This is a genomic window from Dictyobacter kobayashii, from assembly GCF_003967555.1.
GTDB classification, from domain to species: Bacteria; Chloroflexota; Ktedonobacteria; order Ktedonobacterales; family Ktedonobacteraceae; genus Dictyobacter; species Dictyobacter kobayashii.
The window spans coordinates 1,438,121-1,458,821 of record NZ_BIFS01000002.1 but is presented as its reverse complement, the minus strand read 5'-3'; the positions used below and the strand labels follow the sequence as shown (position 1 = coordinate 1,458,821).

The following is a 20,701-nucleotide window of genomic DNA, read 5'->3' as shown; positions in this document are numbered from 1 at the left end:
ACAACCAAACTGGGATGATTCTTGCATTCTTCCTATATCAACCCTTATGCGTACTGACACGGTGCGATATGTCTTTTACATAATTTCTAAGCTATCTCATTGGGGATAGCTTGGCCTATACCTGCGAGAATCTGGCTTATAAATATCATGATAGGTGTTGTCTCTCATACCGGCGGCCAATGACCAGAGGATGAACCATATCTTAGACGTCTATCCTTTTGACCGTTGCTCAATAGCGGCCAAAATACTACTGGAACCACTTGAAATTGGATAAACTAGATCCCCTTTTAAGTATGGAGCGATGCCGTAGGTAATAGCGTGTTTGAGACAAGTTGTCACAACAACCACCATATCTGATTTTTGTGCAATGGCCTTGACTTGCTCGCTAAAATCCTTCTCGATGCAAATGCGAATATCGAGGCCTTTATTGCGTTCTAACAGCATCTCTTTGACGCGTTGAGCGGAAGACTCACGTAGAGTTAAAATACCAATGCGATATCCTGCTGGTAGCTCTGCAATGGTGTCGCGCGTGTCTTCCTCAACGACTTTTATAATAGCCTGGTCCAGGCGTGAAATGAGGTCCTGACCAGGTTGAATCCAGCGACCAAATTGTTGCCACGTTTGTAATTTGTTTCTCTCTTGGTTGCGGGGTGTGTTGAGTATTGTTGAAAGCCAATCCCGATACCAGTTGATGAGTAGCCCCGGGGGAAGACCGTACTCAGCAAAGAGATCAAAAGTTTCAAGCACCCAATCTTCTAATGCGGGAATGGGTTGTTCACACCACTCGTATAATTCATGAAATACCTCTTCGCATTTTTGGGGATCTTGCATAAGTATAGCTTCCGCAAGGCGAAGAATTGCGAGGCCATATGTTTGATTGATATGTAGGTTCTCGATGATGCCAATATAAAGAATCAAATAAATATCAGTGTAGTATCCTTCTATACGTGGAAAGTCATTATCTGCCAGGAAGGCTTCAACGAAATATAGTAGAACGTCTCTGAGGTGTTGAGATGCGTTGCTGGTGCTACTGTCCAGATATGTAAAGAGTTTTTCTCCGACTTGTGTGATGGTTTCTTTTGTCCAGGAACTCGTGTCTTTATTGGCTAAGAGGCGGTTAAGAGAGGTTGAAATTGTTATTTGATCAGAGGAGAAACTTTCAACATAGTCAAACCATTCCACCCACGAATTGATATGGTCAGGCTGCAGATGTGTGGCGTTCGTCTCTTCAGGTGTCGTTTCGTATTGCGTTAAGACTTTTAGGTGTTGAATATAAGAGTGTAAGAAAAGATAGCGGCTTTCTAACTGTTGCTGTACGCTTGATGGTAGGTCCCAGTAGGTAATCAGGGCTTCATTTGCCAGGGATATATCGCTACTATAAAACGCGATCTGCATTAGGATGAGGGACTTTTCCGGCCCTTCATCCAGCTGCCTCACCAATTGTTCAGCCTCGTCATAATTTTGTTGAAATAGTGCCTTTTGTATTTTGTATTGCAAGCTAAAAGCACTATCCTCTTGTTCCTGTGATTGCTGGCTTGTTTGCGTTTCCACCTGAATAGCTGGGGCTACAATTTGTTGGAGTCGTTGAATAAAGTCATGTACGATAGTGGAATCGGTTACAGTAGCGAGTTGTCTTAGGTTATCAAGGTCTTTATCCAGGGCTGCTTGATAGGCAAAAACATGGATGATTGGTGGTTGGGTTAAACCGAATCGGCCGGTGAGCAGCAAACCAAGTTTCGCGCGGTTTTGTTGGAACGTTGCGAGCGCTTGATCCCACCCCCCTTCTCGTTCTAATGGTAGGAGTGTACTTGTGTAAAAAGCGGTCAGCAAGGCTGCGCGAACCGCTTTGGGCATACGGATGCGGGCCAGTGAGGCGAAATCTGGTCGCTGCCAGATTTCGGGCCAGCGTTGTTGTTGGGCAAGGAGCTGGATTTGTAAGAATGCGACGTTATCCGCTGTAATCATATGCATGCGTTGCAGTTCATGAATTATCTTTTCTGCTTCTTGCCAGTCCGTGGCTGCAATGGCTGTTTGAAAGCGTTCTTGTAGGGAGTAGTAGGTAGGAGTGGAGTTCGTGACGAGTGTTGGTTGTTCCTTTTCCAGATCCATCCATAAATCGAGTTGACTGAGAATAATATCCAAATGGCGCGATGGCGCTTGCATACTATAATAGCCTGCCGGGTAGAGAAGCGCACCTAAGCGCTGCAATTCATTTTTTGTGGCATCAAAGTATTTGAATTGTGGCTGGTTATTTTCGCTATTAAAAGTAGCATAGCTTGGCACCAGAAAGCGGCCGAGACGCGTGATTGTGAGTTCCAATTCATGTTGCGTGGGACCTGCGATCAACCATAAATGCTGGTTTTTTGTCGCGTATGGAAAAATGACCGCGCGATTATCACATATGCGCTGCAATAGACGCCCTATAACCTGATTTTGTACCTCAATTTCTAATGTATGGGGGTAGGCCTTCAGCCCCAATTGGGGATACTTCAGATATGATACGAATTGCATCGCGAAATCGTAGTGGTTGCTTTCACGAAAAGAAATACGAGTCATTGCGCAAGTCCTTCCCAGCGTTGTTGCGCTTCTATCAAAGCATAGGAGACATCTGTGAGGTTGGTTGTAAGTTCAATTTCCTCATCATTCAGATTTACTCCCGAATAGGTAAAGTTCATGGAGCCGCGTAAATAGCAATGCTTCGTTATTAATCCCTTCGCGTGTAACGTCATGCTTTTGCGGTATTCGATTGTGGAGGGGAGGACGCTTAGAAACTCTTCCGTTTGTGGGTGGGGGCGATAAATAATCCGCACTTTACTGCCTCTATCAGCAAGGATAGAAAGTACCGTAGCCAGGCGCAATTCACCTTCTTCAGTATCGCCTACGAGGATGCGGAATTGCCCAAAACGATTGTTCATCAAGGGTACGTTGCTAATCCACGGCGATATCAGATATATCTCGGGGCTTGGCGATAACAACTCAAGTGCAAAGAGCGAGTGCAGGCAGTTGGTAAGTTGCACTGATCCACCGCGTGCGTGGGACGTAATTCTGCGATTAGACATAGAGAAGCTCCCGAATATGTAAGTCGATAATCCATCGGTTGTCTGTGAGCGCAAGCCGTTCAACTGTGGGAAAGTGGAACTGGTAGCCAATTTCAATCGGCTCAGTTAGCAATGTCAAGAGTTCTTGTTTGCACTCCTCAAGGAGTGCCTGCTCACAGGTAATGCGTACTTGATACTGCGATGTAAGTTGTTGCAGCAGATTTTCTCTCCACAGTGGAGAGCTGTATGTGATCGTTTCACTCTGAGGCTGTAGAAGCATCAAGAGGAGCGAGCGTGATGGTTGAACCAGCGTTTGATATGGCTGTGATGTTTGGATACAATCTGGACAACTATCGTGGCAATTAAGCCAAAGAAGGGATTGTAACAAGTTGAAGATCTGCGGCTCGTTAATCTTTGAGTTTGGCCCACCAATGCGCTTTAAGATAGCGACAACCGACTCTCGAATTTCCGTAATTCGCAGTGCTGCAACTGCCATAACTCGCAGATCAATAGCGCAGCCGATGCGCTGCTCTTCTTGTTGCCAGCGGCGCGCTAACATTGCGATAAGTTGATCTGTATCTGATAATGAGTTCGGCCGTAAAAATTTCGAGTTAAGGGCGACAATGAGATTACGTGTGGGTGCAATGCCATGATGTTCCAGAATATGTGTTAATGCCTGCCTGGTTTCTATTTGCCGAGGAAGGTCAGAATTTTCGCGTAACCTGGCGAACGTTGTGAGAAGTTGCGGCTCTTCCTGACCAACCAGATTTGCAATGAGTTGCAATTGACCTGCGAGTTGCCCTCGTTCACAATGCTCAAGGATGTCTTGCATTTGCAGGTCAAACTCACCGGGGCGTAATGAGATACTTTCTGCAATGCGAGAGACGAGTCCTATACCCCCACCGGTCTCTTCTGAGATCCATATGCTATTATCCTCAATATCCATGAAAAGACTTTCCGCATTGATATCAGGTAGTAGCTGAACGAGTGCTGCAAAAAGTGTTGCTCCCAATGATGATGCATAGCACTGACTTAGCCAGCCGCTGATTCCTGGATCTTGTTTATTCCAGAGCACTGTTTCTTGTTCAGTTAGGGCGCTTTGAATGATGGTGTTATTCATATGCGCGAGGAGGTTTTGATGTAGACGGCCCATGCGGTCTCCCTCATCCTCCTCTTCGCTTTGGATGCTCTGGAAAATGACGTCCATCGCTCTTTTAGCGAGACGCTCTCGATCATTTTGAACTGCTAGAGCAGCCTGTTGTAGGGAGCAATCCTGGGCGACCGCAAAAGCGACTAGCATTGACATTTCAAGTTGCCAGAGCCAGCTAATTTCGAATGATGTAAGTTTTTGCTTCTGGAGACGCTGATCTCGTTGGAGTTGGTACAGAAAATACTCAGGCCCTAAATGTTGATAGAGCGCGGGCCAAGCTGGATGCTTGAAAATTTGTGTGGTATCAATTGGTAAAAACTCAAAGCGAAGTGCATCGGCATAAATAGTGAAACCCAGAGCCGCTGGTTGATTGTTCTCTATAAACCTTACGCTGCGGCGGCTGGTTGGAGTGTTGCCTGTGTAAAACGTTTCTGTGTTTACCCCAATGGCTAACCTGGTGATCTCTACCCAGCGACCGTTTACGTGTGTATAGCTCTCAATAGTATTGAAGAATCGTTTCCAGGGTGAATTAGGAGCTAAGGAGAGGCGTGGTAGGATCTCCTCCTCCTGTTTGGCTGTTGAATTATCCTGCTTTATTTCTGTCTGGTTAACAATATGCTTGGGCGCAAAGTGTGAACGCCAGATCAAATGGCCATTACTACTATTTTTGACGCTTGGTGGTACCAAGCCCAATGTGTAGGTTTGCGGTTGAAAGACCATATAATGAATACTGTCAATCGTGATTGGTTTCGCTAATGGAGCGTATGTGATTGATAGGGATTGAAGAGATACAGTATCATTGATTAAATCTTTCGCTGCTGGTAGTGTAAGCCAATGTGCTTCTCGAATGTATTGCTTACGTGCATAACGCTTATTAACGTGTCCCGGAGCAAATTCTTGTAATGCTTGTGTCAGGGGGAGATATTCGTCTTCTCGTGCTGTGACCTGCGTGGCCTTTGGTGAATTCGTACCGACCTTGGGCTGTTCTGGAATGTGAAGTAATAGTTCTGGCAAGTTTAGATCTGCGAAAAGCGTCGGAGGCATATAGTCGGGCATGGGATTATTGCTGATAGTGTCCGTCCATGTTTTTGTCTCGTTCCCCTCTACTGATTGCCAGTTGCTGGCGATTTGCCTCATAACTGTTGGAATTACTTCATAGAATAGCGAGCGTGGTTGCCCCCAGAGTAGCGAATATAAAATGGTGGTATTGGGGATCTCCAGCGCCTGCGTCAGGTAATTTTCGAAATTTTGCCTTCGTTTCCCTCGAAGAAGTTCATCGAGCAGTTGATAAATTAATTTGCGTTGATATTGAAGTGTTTTAGATGCTCCTTGATCTTTACTGCTAAGCGCTCGCCAGATATCAATGTCTGTATGTTTCCATTCATGGGCGAGCACGAAGGCCAGCCAATCCATGAGTGTATATGTCGCTTGTATTTTCCGCACATAGTAGTTGTCGATGGGAAGATTGAGAGCCTCCAGTAACGGATAAAAGAGTTGCTCTGTGTGCTGAAAAGCCCAGCGATCACGTCCATAGGCTGAGGTAACAACGACCATCCAGGGGCGCATGTGGCGCTGGCGTCCTGCTCGTCCCTTGCGCTGTAGGAAGGATGCCATACTCCGAGGTGCTTTATGCTGAATTACCATACCCACATCTGGATCGTTGAATCCTACTTCTAATGTACTGGTTGCAATGATAAAGTTGGCTTGTGCATTGACTCCACGATATTGTGATGATGTTAAATCGAGACGCAATGGTGAATATAAGTTGTGACCAATGATTTGGCTCGCCTTCCAATCCTGGCCGAGCAGATACATCTTACGGCGTGTTTCTCTGTCTACCGTGTTGCAATCGCGGTACTTACTCAAGTTGCGTAAAACTTCTGCTTCTTGTTCAATATGGTACCAACGATTCAATACATCCAACTTATCCGCAAAAGCGAAGATTTTTTTTCCATACGTTGCCTTCGTAGTGGGAATGTTATCTGGATCAAGCATGCGTCCAAGAAGCATGACCGTTTGAACAGAAGTTGAAAGCAAGCTAGTGCCGGAGACCGGGTCACCTTTAAGCACAACATTGTACTCAAGCCCTTCTTCGATTAAATCTTGTTCTCGAGGGCTAATAGCACTGACGCGATAGATTGGAACTCCTGTTAACTTGGAGAAGAATACTTCTGCATTTGTCAGCGTCGCTGAAAGACCAACAAAGCATAGGTTCGTTTGATGATGTAATTGCCGTGCATACTTCCAACGGCGTAGAAGGTACGCTGTTTGTGCACCATGTGTACCCTCATAGGTATGTATCTCATCAAGCAAGACCAGTCGTGGTGGGGTGTGGGTTGGCGAAAGGCCAAAAAGATGATGTTCACTGGTGCGACTTAGACGCCTGTTGAGCATTTCGGTTGTGGTAAAGAGAATATCTGGCGGCCGATTGATGAGTTGTTGACGAGTTAAAAGTAATTGCTTACTTGTAATCTCAGTTCGACAACTAGGATTGGGGCAGATCAGCCGTGCGTATTTGCCTTCATAGTTCCCTTTTGACGCTTCCTTTTGTTCACGCTCGATATCTTTACGATACCAGGTTAATTCTTGTGAATGACAATGGGGACAGGAGAAGAATGGACAGATCCAGCCGTCGTTGGTGGTGTTTTGTTGCCAGGTCTCTGGAGGATGGGTTAGAAACATGTCTGCTGATAGTGGGGTATCACCATAATATGCCGCAATGGTGATGATACGCTTTGCATGACGATGGAGGAGTGCATCGAGCTTGCGTGCTTCAAAGAATGCTTCTTGTAACTGATCCTTCAGGAGCTCTGTACGTGGATAGATTGCCAGTGCCTGTACATGAAATTTGTCTGGCGAGAGTTTAGCTGCTATCTCTGCCATAGCTGGAATATAAAAGGCTTTTGTTTTTCCTGAGCCTGTTCCTGCACCAATCGTAATGGCACGTTCACCCCGGTTAAGCATACTTCGGGCTTGTTGTGTGATGGCGTCTTTTTGGAAACGAGCTAGCTTGAGAAACACTCCCGGCGTGGATTGGAGGAGGCTGGAGGTAGCTTCTAAGTACATTGCGGGGACACGAAGCTCGCGCAACTCTTGTAGGAGATCCGTTGCTTCTATATCACGTTTGGGGTATTGGCGCCGTCGTAGCTGAATCTTGAGATCGCTGACAAGCGGGCTAGCAGTATACCAATCGTTTGGGGTAAAACGCTGCCTGAGCAAATAGAGAAGGCGGACCGCTTCGGCGAAACGTGTTCGATAGAAGGTGTGGCCGGCTACCGAAAATTTCAGGATAAGGCGGCGTTCGCTGAGATTTGCTAAGAGCTTTTCGGCTGTAATGCCTTGTTGTTGAGCCTGGATCCAGACAGCTTTCCATTCCGAGGGAAGTCTGGTGAGATAGCTTGCTATATCAAGAGAGGAGAGATTGCTACGGACATCGTAGAAGCCCCAATTGAGCATTTTTGCTTCCTCAATCTCAATGAGCGAAAGCAGCTCATTGCAAAGCTCATCGAAAGGTATCGCTGGCCTGGATTCCATGGTGTTATAGCCTCTTTCTTTGCGTCATTAGTAACTAAACTGGATGCGAAATGCCTTTGCATGCTCTCCTTGGCGGCACCAGCGCAGCACTTCATCGGTGATATCTGCAACCGTAGCAGTACCGTTGTTGGCCTTTTGTAAGAATGTGCGTACCTCCGGGTGTAAATGCTCAAGTGTCGATAAACGTTGTTTGTACTGCTCAAAGCACCGATCAAACGTGTTTAATTCATTTTGAGTTAGTGGCAAAACAGAAATGTCGTGTCGTAACTGGTTCCTCAAGCCATTAAGGGTAGACGCCTGATCTCGTACTTCTGGCAACGACTTTACCATCTCATGGAGGTCGAAATAGGGCGAGAGGCGAACCTCAACATAGTTTTTCCACTCTGCCTCTATTTTTACCTTTATTTTGTTGAGTTTAGAAGCAATGGTGCGTAACTCTTGGACCTGTCTGCGCTGTTGTTCAGTTACAAATAGAGCTTGTGATAGCTGAAGTTCTTTTAATACTCTGGGGAGTTCTGTTTGTTTGATATTCTGAATGGGCAAACGATTACGATACAACTCACAGAGATCGCGTATATGTTGGGCGATCTCTTTAACGGTTTTTAGCTCAGCATATGTGTCCTCAATGTTGACGGCATTGAGCTTATTTTGCTCCATATTCTCTATACTCTTAAGAAGAGTACAGGCCGACTCGGCAAGTGCTGCAACTGTCATGATAGAACCTCCTGGTTCTCTTGAAGAGTGTGTTGTATAATATTTTCTACCTCTTGATAGGTCCTCTCGACCAGCGCCGGAGGCGTACTTCTGGCAGTTTCATCCCGAAGCTTATCGAACCGCTGTTGCAATTGTGTCAACTGCTTGCCGACTTCATTTTTAAAGCTTTGCAAGAACTGTAGATGCTCTGTGGCTTCTTTCTGTGTTGATATGATGCCTGAAAGGCGGAGTGCCAGAGCTTTGGGGCGATTTTCCTTGGCAACTTGTTCGAGAGAGTTGAGAATTCTTGTTAGTCGCTGGGCATTGATCGTGGACTTTACTTCCAGCTGATATGGTTTTTGCAGTTGTTTCATCGTGTCAATCCATTTTTGAATCTGAGCAAACACCTCTTTGGGATCGCTATTGCCAATAAGTTCTTGTAATGCGTTGAGCTTGTCGGTGACTAGCGCGCGTTCATCTTTCAATGTTGCACCGAAGTGCGCAATGAAAGCTTGATTGATCTCGTAATTAGCAGCCCATTCCTTAGATGCACTGTTGCCTACTGGTTCCATGGGAGATAGGTTCCAGTTGTTTTGTTCGAACGTTTCTAGAATATCCAGCGCGAGGTCGGCATCGATAAATCGGACACTTGATACTCCACCTTGAGGACGATTCAGAAGTTGTAAAAGGCTTTTTCTACTTGTGTTGATATAGTTGTCTTTCCTGACTACGCCTGTCATTAAGCTCGCCCATTTTTTGCTGCGGTATTGTTCCGATTGGGCTATTGCGTTTTGCCATTGCTTGTCCGTACCGCGCACGCAATCAGTAAGTACAAGAGAAAGAAGTTCCCTGGCTGAATAAGATCTGTGCTCAAATGTTCCCTGGAGACAGGAGAGTAAAACACAATTCGCAAGCGCAATGGAGATCAGGGGTCGCTTTTCACTTGATTGTGCCGTAGGCCTTTGGGCAAATGCAACGATGTCTGCTTCATTTTCTGTTAACCAACTGCTTAAAAGTATTAGATACCCACCTATTTGCTCGGGAGCCGGATTTTTACTATTGACGTTCAGGTAATCGAGAGCTTGTAGCACCGTGACCATGGACAGTGAGCGCTTAAAAACAAGGCTGTCGTTGGTGTTGATCGTTTTCCCTACTTGATCTTCGAAAGCCATACGCAATGGTTTGATACGATCTTTTACTTGAGCTGTGCTGATAGCATACATTTCCCAGTCTATTGAGGTCTCAATGAAGCTTACTAAAAGCTCTCTGAGTTTCTCATAATTTTGTAGTTTAGCACCATTTGACCAGTTATTAATATCTTCTGTATACCTTCCTAGGATTATCGGAGACGTTTTTTGTGCCTCAATAGGAATTTGTACTTCTTTCTCTTTTGTTGCTTCTTGAGCGGAAGGTGCCGATGTATCTGATCCTGGGTTGGGGGAAACGAAATTAGATCTGCGAGACAGTGGATATGCCAACGTACTGGGAGGGGGCGTTGATGAAGCTGTGGTTACTTCGCCGTCGATAAAAGGGAGATTGAATGCCTGGAAAATTTCTTGTGATAATCCCCCGACTAGACGACGTTGACGAATAACTGATGAGTTTATAGAGCGTGTACCCCAGAAGAGGATCAATGATTCCAAACGTATAGCAGTCGTATCGCTTCCACCCTGGGCGAGTACTTGTTGGCGCAATAATTGCCTTTGAGAAAGATTATACAAGGAAGGGGCTCTAAAGTCACTACCCATATGATTTGCTTGCGGTGGGAACTCACCTGCCGGTATTTTAGGACCATGGCTTTCTAAAACGTACCCAACAACACTTGATAGCAGAGAGCGTGGTGTATGTGCGGTACTGGATCTATCCAGTTGCTGATACATGGTCCAGATTGCTTCTTCATTGAATGGATAGAGGCCGACACGTTGGGTCCCTTCACTTGCCGGATTTAGATCGACATAGCCAAAGGCATCATGGCAGGTTGCCTTAAATGGGCATTGGTTGCAGGCATTAGGAAGATTTTCTGGATGTGCACCGTGTTCAATCCACCCATCCAAATCATCCTGGGACAAGCGGATGGCATTGAGGTAGCGAGCTGAGAGATCGGCCGTGGCCTTAGACGAGTTTAGCAACTCGGATTCGTAAGTGCCAGATGTTGTTTCTGCGTTAAGGGTAAAACGGTGGCTGACCCGTTCCTTCATATTATCAGGGAAGTGCTGGTTGAAATAGTTATCTGTAATACCGATGACAGACTGAAGGCGGCAAAACTCTCGGTTCCCTTCGCCTGTATGCTGTGTTGCCCAGTACGTCAATGAGCCCTTCGTCTATGCCAGTGAATGCGGTAATGTCTTCAATAAATAAGGCTAAATTGCGGTTTTGTTTCCGTAGTTGGCGGCGTAATTCATTGAAAATTTGCTTTAAGTCATCGGCGCTCAGCGCAGTCGTACGACCAACGGCATAATTGAGAAAGCGGTTGAAATAGGTCGCAAGTTCCTGACGCCATTCTGGTTCCTCATCATTATGGAGGTATTCGGCTAATTTTCGTGCTTCTTTATAACCTCCATCGCGAATAGCTCTTAAAGTATCAATATCAAACTCAAAATCCCTTGGTTCAAATCCCGGAATTTCATGATTTTCCAGATTATTCTTGTCGCCATCTGATAGATACTTCCGGATGCGATCGATTGGTCCGCCAGGTTTTTTAAGCTCTTTACGTACATTAGCATCCAATAAGAAGTTGTATACACATTTTCGAATGACTCTACGGGGCCGTTGCTCATCTGGCAATTCAACTTCACCAGTTGCGTTGCGTATCTGGTCAATAATCGTATCCGCTAGCGTATTACTAGACAGCTTAGTCGCTGCATCTTGCAAGCGTTGTAAATGATTCTTTAGCGTTGTCTGATCAAAAACGCCTGACTCAATGATCTGGAGAAGGGTACCACGCAGATTACAGTATGCCCTCTCAATGAGAAGAATGACATCGTTGCCATTTGATTCTCTATTTTCGGCATCGTATCTTTCTTTCAGCCAGCGAATAAGATGAGATTTACCTGTCCCAGGAATACCCTGTATTACCATAAATGTATGACGATTGTATTCGGCCCCGGACCTCAACTCGTTGAAAATGCCCATTTCCGTTTTATCGGAGATTTCTCGCCCTACCCCTGCATCATGGATACGGTTGAGAGGTGCATGAGTAGCTAAAAAGTTGCTTCTGTCAACCGACACCGCTTCTTTATTGATAACCTGAATAAGGCGCTCATCTTGCCAACATTGGAAACGGGTAAATGTTTTATTTTCCATGGACGTTTTGCTCCAAGAATTTAATATGGGTCACTTCTTTTAAATTGATATCCAGCCCTTCAGCTGGATAGAGGAGCCAGGTATCCTGTGCATCCGGTTGACGAATGAGTTGGATATGTTTTGTATTGTGTAGCTGACGTAATCCTGTCGAGAGTGCCAAGCTAAGGTAATCACCATATTGTTCCCCACCACGGCTAGCGCCTCGACAATGATCGAATAATATGCCACCGTCTAGTTCAGGACAGAGTTGTGCAAGTTCTTGCATGAAGCTATTAAATTGGATTTCTCTTGCACCATTTTTCGTCGAGAAAAGTGGCAGTATTTTGAGCAATCTTTGACTGACGTTGGGAGCCAGAATCTCACGGCTATTACCGATAATGCCGCGCTTAACCGACCATCCTATACCTAGAAATGAGGCCCACATTCTCCACCCAACAAATTTGGTCATATTAAAGGTTCGTTCATCTGCGTTTTCGAAAAGTTCTTCATTGAAGCGCGTTTCCAAGTCTTTGTCCTCAAATGTAAATATTCTTTCATTCTGAACGATATACCAGGCTGAGTAGAGATTTAATAAATAATTATTTTGCTCCGGCGTTGTTGCATTCCAGACACGTTGTTGCATCAGGGTTTGGAACTTATCGAGAGAAGTGAGATAGATCCCTACATCTCCTTTGACCTGAATCGTGTTATCGGGCAATTCTTCAATAAGGTTGCAATGCCTGGCTGCTAAGTAGACGTTTCTACTTGCCGAGTAGGAATTTGCCCCCGTCTCTTCATCTTCATTCTCCTGCTTACTTTGAAAAAGAACGTCCGGTTGGAGGAGGACCTGAATATCTTCACGTTGTGGTTTTTTTAAACGGACAACAAGTCGTAATAACGCGTATAAGCGAGCGGGTGTAACCTGCGCACTATTTAATAGTTCGTATGGCACGTATATTTCCTCTCCGAAACTCATGAAGATGTTAAAAGACTAATTCATCTGGGTCTGGCAACTTTTCTTGCAAGCGCTCTAAACTATAAGAGAGCCCATTAATGCGATTGATAAATGTGCCTTGTTCGCTACGTAAAAATAGTTTGCGGCGCGCAATTGTAAGCACCGGGATATGTTGGAAGCAACGCTTACCTTGACGACGAAAAGCTTGATGAAAGATATCCGCCTCATCATCTGCCAGGGGATACATTGCAATGGTGGGGACCGGATAAATTGGTCGTTCATCATTTGTGAGCCAGCTGGCTGGAAGAATAAGATGTGGCTTGTCGGTACAGTGAGCCAGATCTTGTATGAGTGCGTCACACCATCTGTTATCATCCAGGATAGTGTCAGGTAAGATGAGTTGCTGAAATCCCAACTGTACGAGTTGAACAAGCAAGGGTTCTATGCTTTGCGCACTAGGAATATTCCAGGGTTCATCCAGCAGCACATTGATCTGCTGGCGATTGCCCATGACATCTTTTAATGACATCGGAATGTTCTCGGTTAGTGGTGGATAGAGCTTGCCTTCACGTTCGGCTTCTAGCAAGCCGCTATATGGCGCACTTTTGATCTGTCGGCAAAAGGGGCAACCTCCACATGATGTCGTACTGCGTGTATAGATTTGAGCAAAAGAGAAAGCTAAACATCGTTTAGCCTGATTGCTAGCAAAATCAGTGACTATTGTTTGTAACGCATTAAGTGCGTTGTGAATAGCATCTACTTCCTGTTTGCGTACACGCTCGAACCATTCCGTGAAAGTGATATTGTCTGGATAAGAAGTGACATATGGATCAAGTAATTGTATTTGCAGCCAGGTTGATGCCTCGTCAGAGATTTCCTCCTGTTGTACACTATCATCTAGTTCTTCCTGAGAAAGATCTGTTCGCAAATCGGTGATCTTAATCATCCCAGCTCGTTGCATAATCAAGAGTGTATGTTCGTTCCATTCACGGTTAGATGGTCCCTTGAACATTTCTTGTTTCTCTGAAGGAGTTGCATTGGTGTCAACTAGAATGATGTCACTATGCTCGTGAACTAAGCGATGCGTGCGTAGCATGCCTTTCCATCGGGGAATTGCTTTTTCCTTGGAAATACGTGCAGAGCGATTCATGCGTTTAGCCTGGTCAAAGTCTCCCTTAGAAATGCTTATCAGGCTGATCGCACTATATCCATCACGCCCTGCGCGGCCGACCTCCTGGTAATAGCGGTCGATGTTTTCTGGCAGGCATGCGTGAATAACGGTGCGTACATCACTTTTGTCAACGCCAACTCCGAAAGCCGATGTAGCGACCATCACATCGTAGCGATTTTCATTCCAGGCTTTAATGAGACGAAGGCGTTCATCTGAACGCGTGTCACCGCTAAAGATCGCGACGCGAGAAAACCCTTGTCCTTTGAGTGCATAGAGCCAGTCTGCTGCATCATCCGGTGATGTAACATAGAGAATCATTGGTTTTGGAAGGTTGCGTATCGCATCGAGCACATGCCTTTCACGTTGCTGCAGGTTGTCAGCACGGTCAAACCAATATGCGATTTCTGGTCGCAGACGATCGGCCCGCAAGCTATAAAAAGCATCTTTATCGCCGAACAATTTTTTGAGTAATTTCTCACCAGAAGCCGGAACTGTTGCTGAAAGGAGAATGGTACGAAGCTGTCCCTGTGATGCTTCGAGTAATTGCTTGCGATAAGCTGATAGAAATTGAAACTCAGTGCGAAAGCCTGCTCCCCAAGTTTCAACGAGATGGGCTTCATCGATGACAAGGCGGTTGATAGTGCCACGATGGGCAGCATCCAGGCAGATCTGGTAGAGTGAAGTGGTCATTAATGATTCGGGTGAGGTAAAGAGAATTGGTAGTGTACCTTGCTCGATGCCTCTATAAACTGCCGTACGTGTAGCTTCCGGTGTTGCTCCGGTTAAGCTTGTAGGTGTAAATTCTTGTCCAAACGCTGTGGGAAAAAGACGTTTCGCACGTTCCTCCTGATCTAGGGCTAAGGATACAGTTGGAACAATGACAAGTGTCGTACCTCCTTTGATACGCCCTCCCTGTGATTCCTGCCATGCTGGTATTTGAATGCATAGGCTTTTCCCTGCGCCTGTAGGCAGTGTTATTAAATGGGTAGATCCTGGTGGCGCAAAGAGACTTTCTTGCACCGCAATTTTCTGGGCTTCGGATTGATATGTTGTGAAAGTGCCATCAGACAGAGCCGCTATCAACCCATCTCCGATTGCGGTTTGGTCATTGCGCCTCAGTTGTAACTCATCAATATGATCTGTGTTTGGTAACCAGGTAGGTTCCCATGCAGTAGCTCTGACTTCATATAGAGTTGGTGCGTGTTCTGCTATTGTTGTCTGAAGACCAAAGGCATCGGCTGCAGAGCTTAGATGCTGCCAGAGCGAGTGATGGATTTCTAGTCTGCGAGCATAGGCCCGAATAATTTGGCGGAGCAGAGCCAGGATGTCAGCAGGTCCTGCTTGTCCCTCGCCAAAATCCTCTAGCGCCATTGCCAGGCGTAAGATCATGGTGCAACGGATTTCTTCGAGTCCGGTCATGTTTGCTCGCTTATACAGCAATTGCGATCGCAAATAGGCGTAGTCCGCGTTAGGAGCGCGTAAGAGATCTTGTAGGGATTCAAAGACGTCGTTCATATTAGTGCTTGCCTTCTAGTCTCCAGAAACAAACAGATTCTAGTTGATGCAAAGGATGGCGAATGCCTTCTACAAGAGCCTCTGAGGTACGTTTATATTCTTCGATTGCTGGGTTACTACGTTGTTCTTCCCTTCCTGAGGCTCGTTGTAGCCAGAGATCTGCGGCACGCAAACCAGCAGCCCGCTGCGTAAAATCGGATTGAGCAATGTCTGCTTCATCCTGCATAAAGGCCAGTTCTTCGGCTAAATCATTTTCCGCTATTGAGAGAATTGTATTGAGTTGGGTACTCCATTCTTCAGGCGGATGTTGCTGTTTGAATTTCTGTATCTGTGGGGAGCCCCAGTGACTTTCATCACGCCGTCCCATGTGGATGTCTCCACTGCTATCACTATAGGGTGTTTTAGTAATTGTATTCCATATCGGGCTATTTCTATTTTGAACCTCGCCATCCAGGGAAATGACGATGCGGTATAATGGGCTACGCAAGTAGCCCAAAGCCCGGAAAAGGTGCGTGGGATCAAAGCCTGCGGCATACAGTGGCCTTGGGTCTATTGCCAGGCTATAGAGTAACTCGACTCCTTCCCAGGTTCCTTTGAGGTCTGGAAGCCGGCGCTGAATAGCACAGCATCTTCCGCGGTCTGATTCTAAGGCATTAGCTATGATAGCATCTGTCCACTTATCGCTACTTGGTGCAAAGAATACTAATTGTTCACGCTGTACCGCAACGGATCGATTAAACGATCCCCGTAGCACTAATTCACGGCGCCGGCCAGAGCGTTGCAGGGCCTCTTCCATATTTGGGAAGTCAAAGAGTTTCGCATTCAGCCGTTTGACTGTATTAAAGCGCTGTGGCGTGTAAGTGATGATATCGAATACAGGGTCGTAATCATGCTCGAGTCCACAAAGATCAGCCCATTTCAAAATAGGAATGCGAAGCTTTTTGCCATCACTATAGTCTCTGCTGATGTTTTCAAATTCGTCGCGCAGTTGGCGATTGACCGCGACTTCTTCATAGTAGCGTTCCTCGTCGACACTTTTGCGTAGTTTTGTTGATTGCTCAATCATATTTGGTATGATATTAGCCAACCCTGTTCGAGGGCGTTCTACGATTGCTTCAAGTAATGCGTCCTGGATACCTTCGAGTGTGATCTCCAGGCCACTCATAGATTGAGTAAAGAGCTGGAATGCCTCTTGCCAGATGCGGAAAAGATCATTTTCCGGCCATTCTTGCGCAAATGGGATAATGGAAAGCACTGATCCCTGGCGTCCAAGTCGATCGACGCGACCGATGCGCTGCTCCAGCTGGGCTGGTGTCCAGGGGAGGTCAATGTGAATGATTTGAGACGCGATTTGAAAGTTGCGTCCTTCTCCACCGAGCTCATCACAAAGTAAAATGCGACATCTATCAGATTCCTGGAATACGTTGACTTCCTCTTGAAGCTCTTCTGTTGGCATAGAGGCATTAAATTGTGCGAGGATAGCTTTGCCATGGCGTTGCCTGAGATGCGGAATGAGTACCGCTAGAGTTTGGGGCCATGCCGAGAATACGACCGCCTTTTTATTTGAGCTGGCAACACTTTCCAGTGCGAGTAATACCTGACCAAGGCGATGTGAAGAACTCGTCTTTAAAGAGCCGCGGGAAGTACTTAACCGGCTCAATTCTTGCTCTGTTTGCTCTTGCCAGGTGCGTGTTCGCCACAGAAGGACGTCAAGGTAGTTACTGTATTCATCCTGTATAGTAGGAACTGTATTGACGACTTGGGTGATGCGTTGTGTTTCGAGGCGCGGTGTAGTAAATGAGATCAGATTGGAGGAGATTTTTTCAGGAAAGGACAGTGCTGGTTGTTGCTGTAGTTGTTTAATGCGTACTTCCAGGACATGCAGCAATGCGTGAGGGCTACTGGCAGCGGCATGCATGAGAATACGACAGTATTCAGCGACCAGAGCGAACTGGGGCCCTCCAAGTTTTCAGCAGAAAAACTTTGTGTATATGCTTCGACATAATCGTAAAGTGTGTCGAGTGCCACTGTTTCTTCTTCAGCAGGGATATAGCTGTAAGAAGTATCTAGCTCCCTTTGAGGGAGAGGAATGGTTAGATGAGCACGTCTGTTACGAATAACGCGACTTTCTATACGGTAGTTTTCGCTGATATAAGCAAGGATCTGGGTTGCCATTGCTGGCGTTTGAGCTGATGCGTTAGAGAAGTCCTTGACGAGTGTTCGTAAGACTTGATCGTGTTTTAAATTACGCAGGAGGCCATCGAACTCGTCTTCAAACTCTTCTGCATCAAACTCATCAGGGTTGAGATTTTGGGCTAATGTGACTACTTTACGACGGATCTTGTTCTGAGCTGTGAGCATAGTGGTAAATGTTTCTTTGTCATCTGGGCCATATCTGTTTGGGTCCATTAATGCTAAAAGCTTTAAGTACTCACTCGCTCTTCGCTGTATGGGGGTGGCAGAAAGGATAAGTGCGCGCTGGGAATGTTGGCTGATATAGCGCACGCGCTCATATGCTTGAGGATCTTTTCGAAGATGATGAGCCTCGTCAACAATCAATAACCCCCAGGAAATATTGCTGATGACGTTCCAAAGGGATTGATCCTGTACGAGATCTTCTATCGAGACAATGTAACCACGCCCATTCAAACCAGTAGATCTTTTTTGTTGTGCCTGAAGTAGTGGAAAATAGAGCCAGAACTTCGAATCGAGCTCATTTTGCCACTGCTGGGTTAAGGAGCTAGGAGCAATAATAAGTGTCTTGATAAGTGGATCTCGGCGTTGCAGACCCCTCAGAATAACGCTGGCTTCGATAGTTTTGCCTAAACCAACCTCGTCCGCAAGGATGTAACGACATACAGGATCTCCGAGCACACGCGAGACGACTTCTGCCTGGTGGGAAAGGAGCATAATGCGTGAACCAACAAGATCCTCAATCCCGTATGTTGCATTTCTAAGCGTGTGATAACTGTCGATTACTTGGTCTCGCAAGCTTTTCCATTTGGGGTTTTGAAATTCATAGTGATGTAATTGAGACTCTGGTAGAGGATTCTGGCGGATTGAAGAAACAATAATCTCTTTTTCGCTCAAACTTTGTGTTCCTTGCTCTCCATAGAATTGCACGTAGTAATCCATGAATTGATCTGGTTCTGGCGCATCTAAGCAATGGATCAAGATTCTGCCGGATTTTTTCTTGTTCACGGTTGTAAATGACGTATCGGGGAGAATACGACACCGCTCAAGATTGTCTAGGGAAAATTCTTCATCGGTGGGTTCATCGTAATCAGGATGGTTGAAGTGAATCGACGCTGTAAATGCAATTTGGTTTATAGAGCGCAGTTGCCCGATACGAAATTCGCGGAAATCGCTACTACGATCGGCCTCTTGAGGCACACGAACATACATGCCAGGTAGTAGTTGAGTAGTTTTTTCTGCTGATTGCATGGATGCTAACATCCTGTTCTATAAAAATAGGTGGTGTTTAATAAAAATAGGTAATACTTAATGCGCTAGAAAGAAATAGGATAGAAAAATTTCATGTATACCCATAGCAATGAGTAAATGCCGTTGTAAAGGACGTCGAAGAAGTTGCACCATTTTGATCTGCATGAATAAAGTGATTCGTAGCTGTTGCTACAGTTCGGCCTATGGACCGAAGTTGTCTGATTCGAAATCCTCTAAAAACTTCTTCATTGTGATCGATATCGTAGGGAACACGTACATACGTACCAGGTAAAAAGCGATCAAGCGCCGCATCGTGCTGCATCATTGCAAGTGCCTTTACTATATCAAGAAATGATCCCATATAAAAATATATTGTAAAAATAAAGGATATGCAGGCAGGAAAGACTATAGCAACTGCTGCCGTAATAGAACACTGAAAATGCTTTAGGGATAAGTGTATAGCAAAATTCTAAAAAATTCAAGGTGCATTCTTTGTTGCATTATTTAATAAAAGTTTTGCTCTATGATAGCGGCTGTAGTGGCCATTGAATTGAAAGCTGATCAATTCACAAAACTTATTATATCCAAAAAAAATGCAAATGCAAGATAGCTTTGAGAATGTATCTTTTTTCTAGTTTGCATTTTATTTAACGATGGATATGGAACATATTTTATCATCAATAATTTTGGTGATTTCCAAATAGTCTATTTATTTGCCTTTCTAAAATTTTGCAGCCTCTAATTGCGGGAATCTTGAGATCTTATTTAAAACGCATTTGTATGAAAAACCGCGTCAGTTGTAATATCCGTGATAAACATCTGCCTGTATTTCTCTATTAAATAGAAGGACCAGAGTAAGTATTATTTACTCAATTTGATATGGTATAACGTGCAAAGATATATTTAATATTAGTTCAAACTTACTTGACGTCGAGGTTACTATGCAATATATTTTGAGGAGATTGTTGACGATAGGGTTTTTGCCGTATGATCGCCTCTATCACAAATGTGGGAAATCTATGTAATATATCGCCTTTTTATCATGATTTGAAACGAGGAAGATATGGTTTTATATGTTGGTGAAATTTACAAATCTAAACGGACGTCTGCTATTTCTGTTGGACTTCTCTATTCGTTTATGCCTGGATCTACCTATTTTGCTGCCCTCGATTCCGAGGTGGCAAATGAACATATTCCTTGGTGGCAAGCTCCTCGTAATCTCCAGGAAGGGAGTATGTGGATTTTGGATTTTATCGATGATCCAATAACAAAAGAGAAGGAGGTTAAATCTTATAAACCTTTTACTGAAGTACTTGATCTGAAAAAATATAAAAGAATTAATCCTTTTGATATTATTAAAGAACTACGGTCGTTAAATTTGCCTTTTATTCCCTCTCCTCGCGCTTATTTATGCCTGGAAGAAGATGTTTGGTGTGGGCCAGTCTCGCTTACCAGAGATACCAAACATAAAAGTCAATGGGTATTTGATTGGCAGTTAAGTGATTCATATATACCTATTGTGAATCTCGTGCATGAAAATTTTGTTCACTTGCCTCTACATCCAGAACGTACTTTTGTTTCTCCCTGGTACGAGCCAGGGCCGCCATTTTCATTTATCGATATGCGTACCTTTGAACTTGTATCTGCCGACAATATGCAACTGGAAATTTTAATGAATTTGAAGACGACGGAAACGCGTCGTGATATTGCTATCGAAAATACTTCGCAACTTATGGCTCTGCCTGTAAAGCAGACAAAAGTTCAACAGCCGGCAGCCAAGTTTAAATCAGTGGTGACAAATTTTATTGAGGATATCCCCAAAAGTAATGAAGATCTTGCAGAAGATAAAAAATATTACCGAAATAATAAGAAGTTAGAGAAAATATCAAAATAGAGAATCTAAAAGAAAGCATAAATTT

Annotated in this window: 11 protein-coding genes; 1 reads left to right on the top strand and 10 read right to left on the bottom strand. The window is 44.9% G+C overall.

Annotated features, from left to right (window positions below; translation table 11 throughout):
* Positions 1-210: 210 nt before the first annotated feature.
* From dpdD to EL645_RS32845, 10 genes are all read right to left on the bottom strand, one after another.
* Positions 211-2,478 (bottom strand): protein DpdD, encoded by a 2,268-nt coding sequence (gene dpdD / locus EL645_RS32890; RefSeq protein WP_161977894.1) that lies wholly within the window; start codon positions 2,476-2,478, stop codon positions 211-213.
* 74 nt (positions 2,479-2,552) lie between these two features.
* Positions 2,553-3,059 (bottom strand): phospholipase D-like domain-containing protein DpdK, encoded by a 507-nt coding sequence (gene dpdK, locus EL645_RS32885; protein WP_126556692.1) that lies wholly within the window; start codon positions 3,057-3,059, stop codon positions 2,553-2,555.
* Positions 3,052-7,722, bottom strand: a complete 4,671-nt coding sequence (dpdJ, locus tag EL645_RS32880) for a protein DpdJ (RefSeq protein WP_126556691.1) — start codon at positions 7,720-7,722, stop codon at positions 3,052-3,054. The genes dpdK and dpdJ overlap by 8 nt, the downstream gene beginning before the upstream one ends.
* Positions 7,723-7,749: 27 nt before the next feature.
* Positions 7,750-8,436, bottom strand: a complete 687-nt coding sequence (locus tag EL645_RS32875; protein WP_126556690.1) for a hypothetical protein — start codon at positions 8,434-8,436, stop codon at positions 7,750-7,752.
* Positions 8,433-10,724 (bottom strand): hypothetical protein, encoded by a 2,292-nt coding sequence (locus EL645_RS32870; protein ID WP_136625335.1) that lies wholly within the window; start codon positions 10,722-10,724, stop codon positions 8,433-8,435. The genes EL645_RS32875 and EL645_RS32870 overlap by 4 nt, the downstream gene beginning before the upstream one ends.
* Positions 10,642-11,718 carry an ATP-binding protein gene (locus EL645_RS32865; protein ID WP_126556688.1) on the bottom strand — a complete coding sequence of 359 codons (1,077 nt, stop codon included), beginning with the start codon at positions 11,716-11,718 and terminating at the stop codon, positions 10,642-10,644. Before EL645_RS32865 ends, EL645_RS32870 begins: the two co-directional genes overlap by 83 nt.
* Positions 11,708-12,649 carry a hypothetical protein gene (locus EL645_RS32860; protein WP_126556687.1) on the bottom strand — a complete coding sequence of 314 codons (942 nt, stop codon included), beginning with the start codon at positions 12,647-12,649 and terminating at the stop codon, positions 11,708-11,710. The genes EL645_RS32865 and EL645_RS32860 overlap by 11 nt, the downstream gene beginning before the upstream one ends.
* Positions 12,650-12,680: 31 nt before the next feature.
* Positions 12,681-15,338, bottom strand: a complete 2,658-nt coding sequence (gene dpdF, locus EL645_RS32855; protein ID WP_126556686.1) for a protein DpdF — start codon at positions 15,336-15,338, stop codon at positions 12,681-12,683.
* A 1-nt stretch (position 15,339) separates the two neighbouring features.
* On the bottom strand, positions 15,340-17,256 hold the full coding sequence (locus EL645_RS32850) for a helicase-related protein (RefSeq protein ID WP_126556685.1): 1,917 nt from the start codon (positions 17,254-17,256) through the stop codon (positions 15,340-15,342).
* Positions 17,142-18,782 (bottom strand): DEAD/DEAH box helicase, encoded by a 1,641-nt coding sequence (locus EL645_RS32845; RefSeq protein ID WP_161977893.1) that lies wholly within the window; start codon positions 18,780-18,782, stop codon positions 17,142-17,144. Before EL645_RS32845 ends, EL645_RS32850 begins: the two co-directional genes overlap by 115 nt.
* Before the next feature lie 1,063 nt (positions 18,783-19,845).
* On the opposite strand from EL645_RS32845, the gene EL645_RS32840 reads away from it, so the two are divergent.
* Positions 19,846-20,676, top strand: coding sequence for a hypothetical protein (locus tag EL645_RS32840; protein WP_126556683.1), 831 nt, complete (start codon positions 19,846-19,848; stop codon positions 20,674-20,676).
* Positions 20,677-20,701 lie beyond the last annotated feature (25 nt).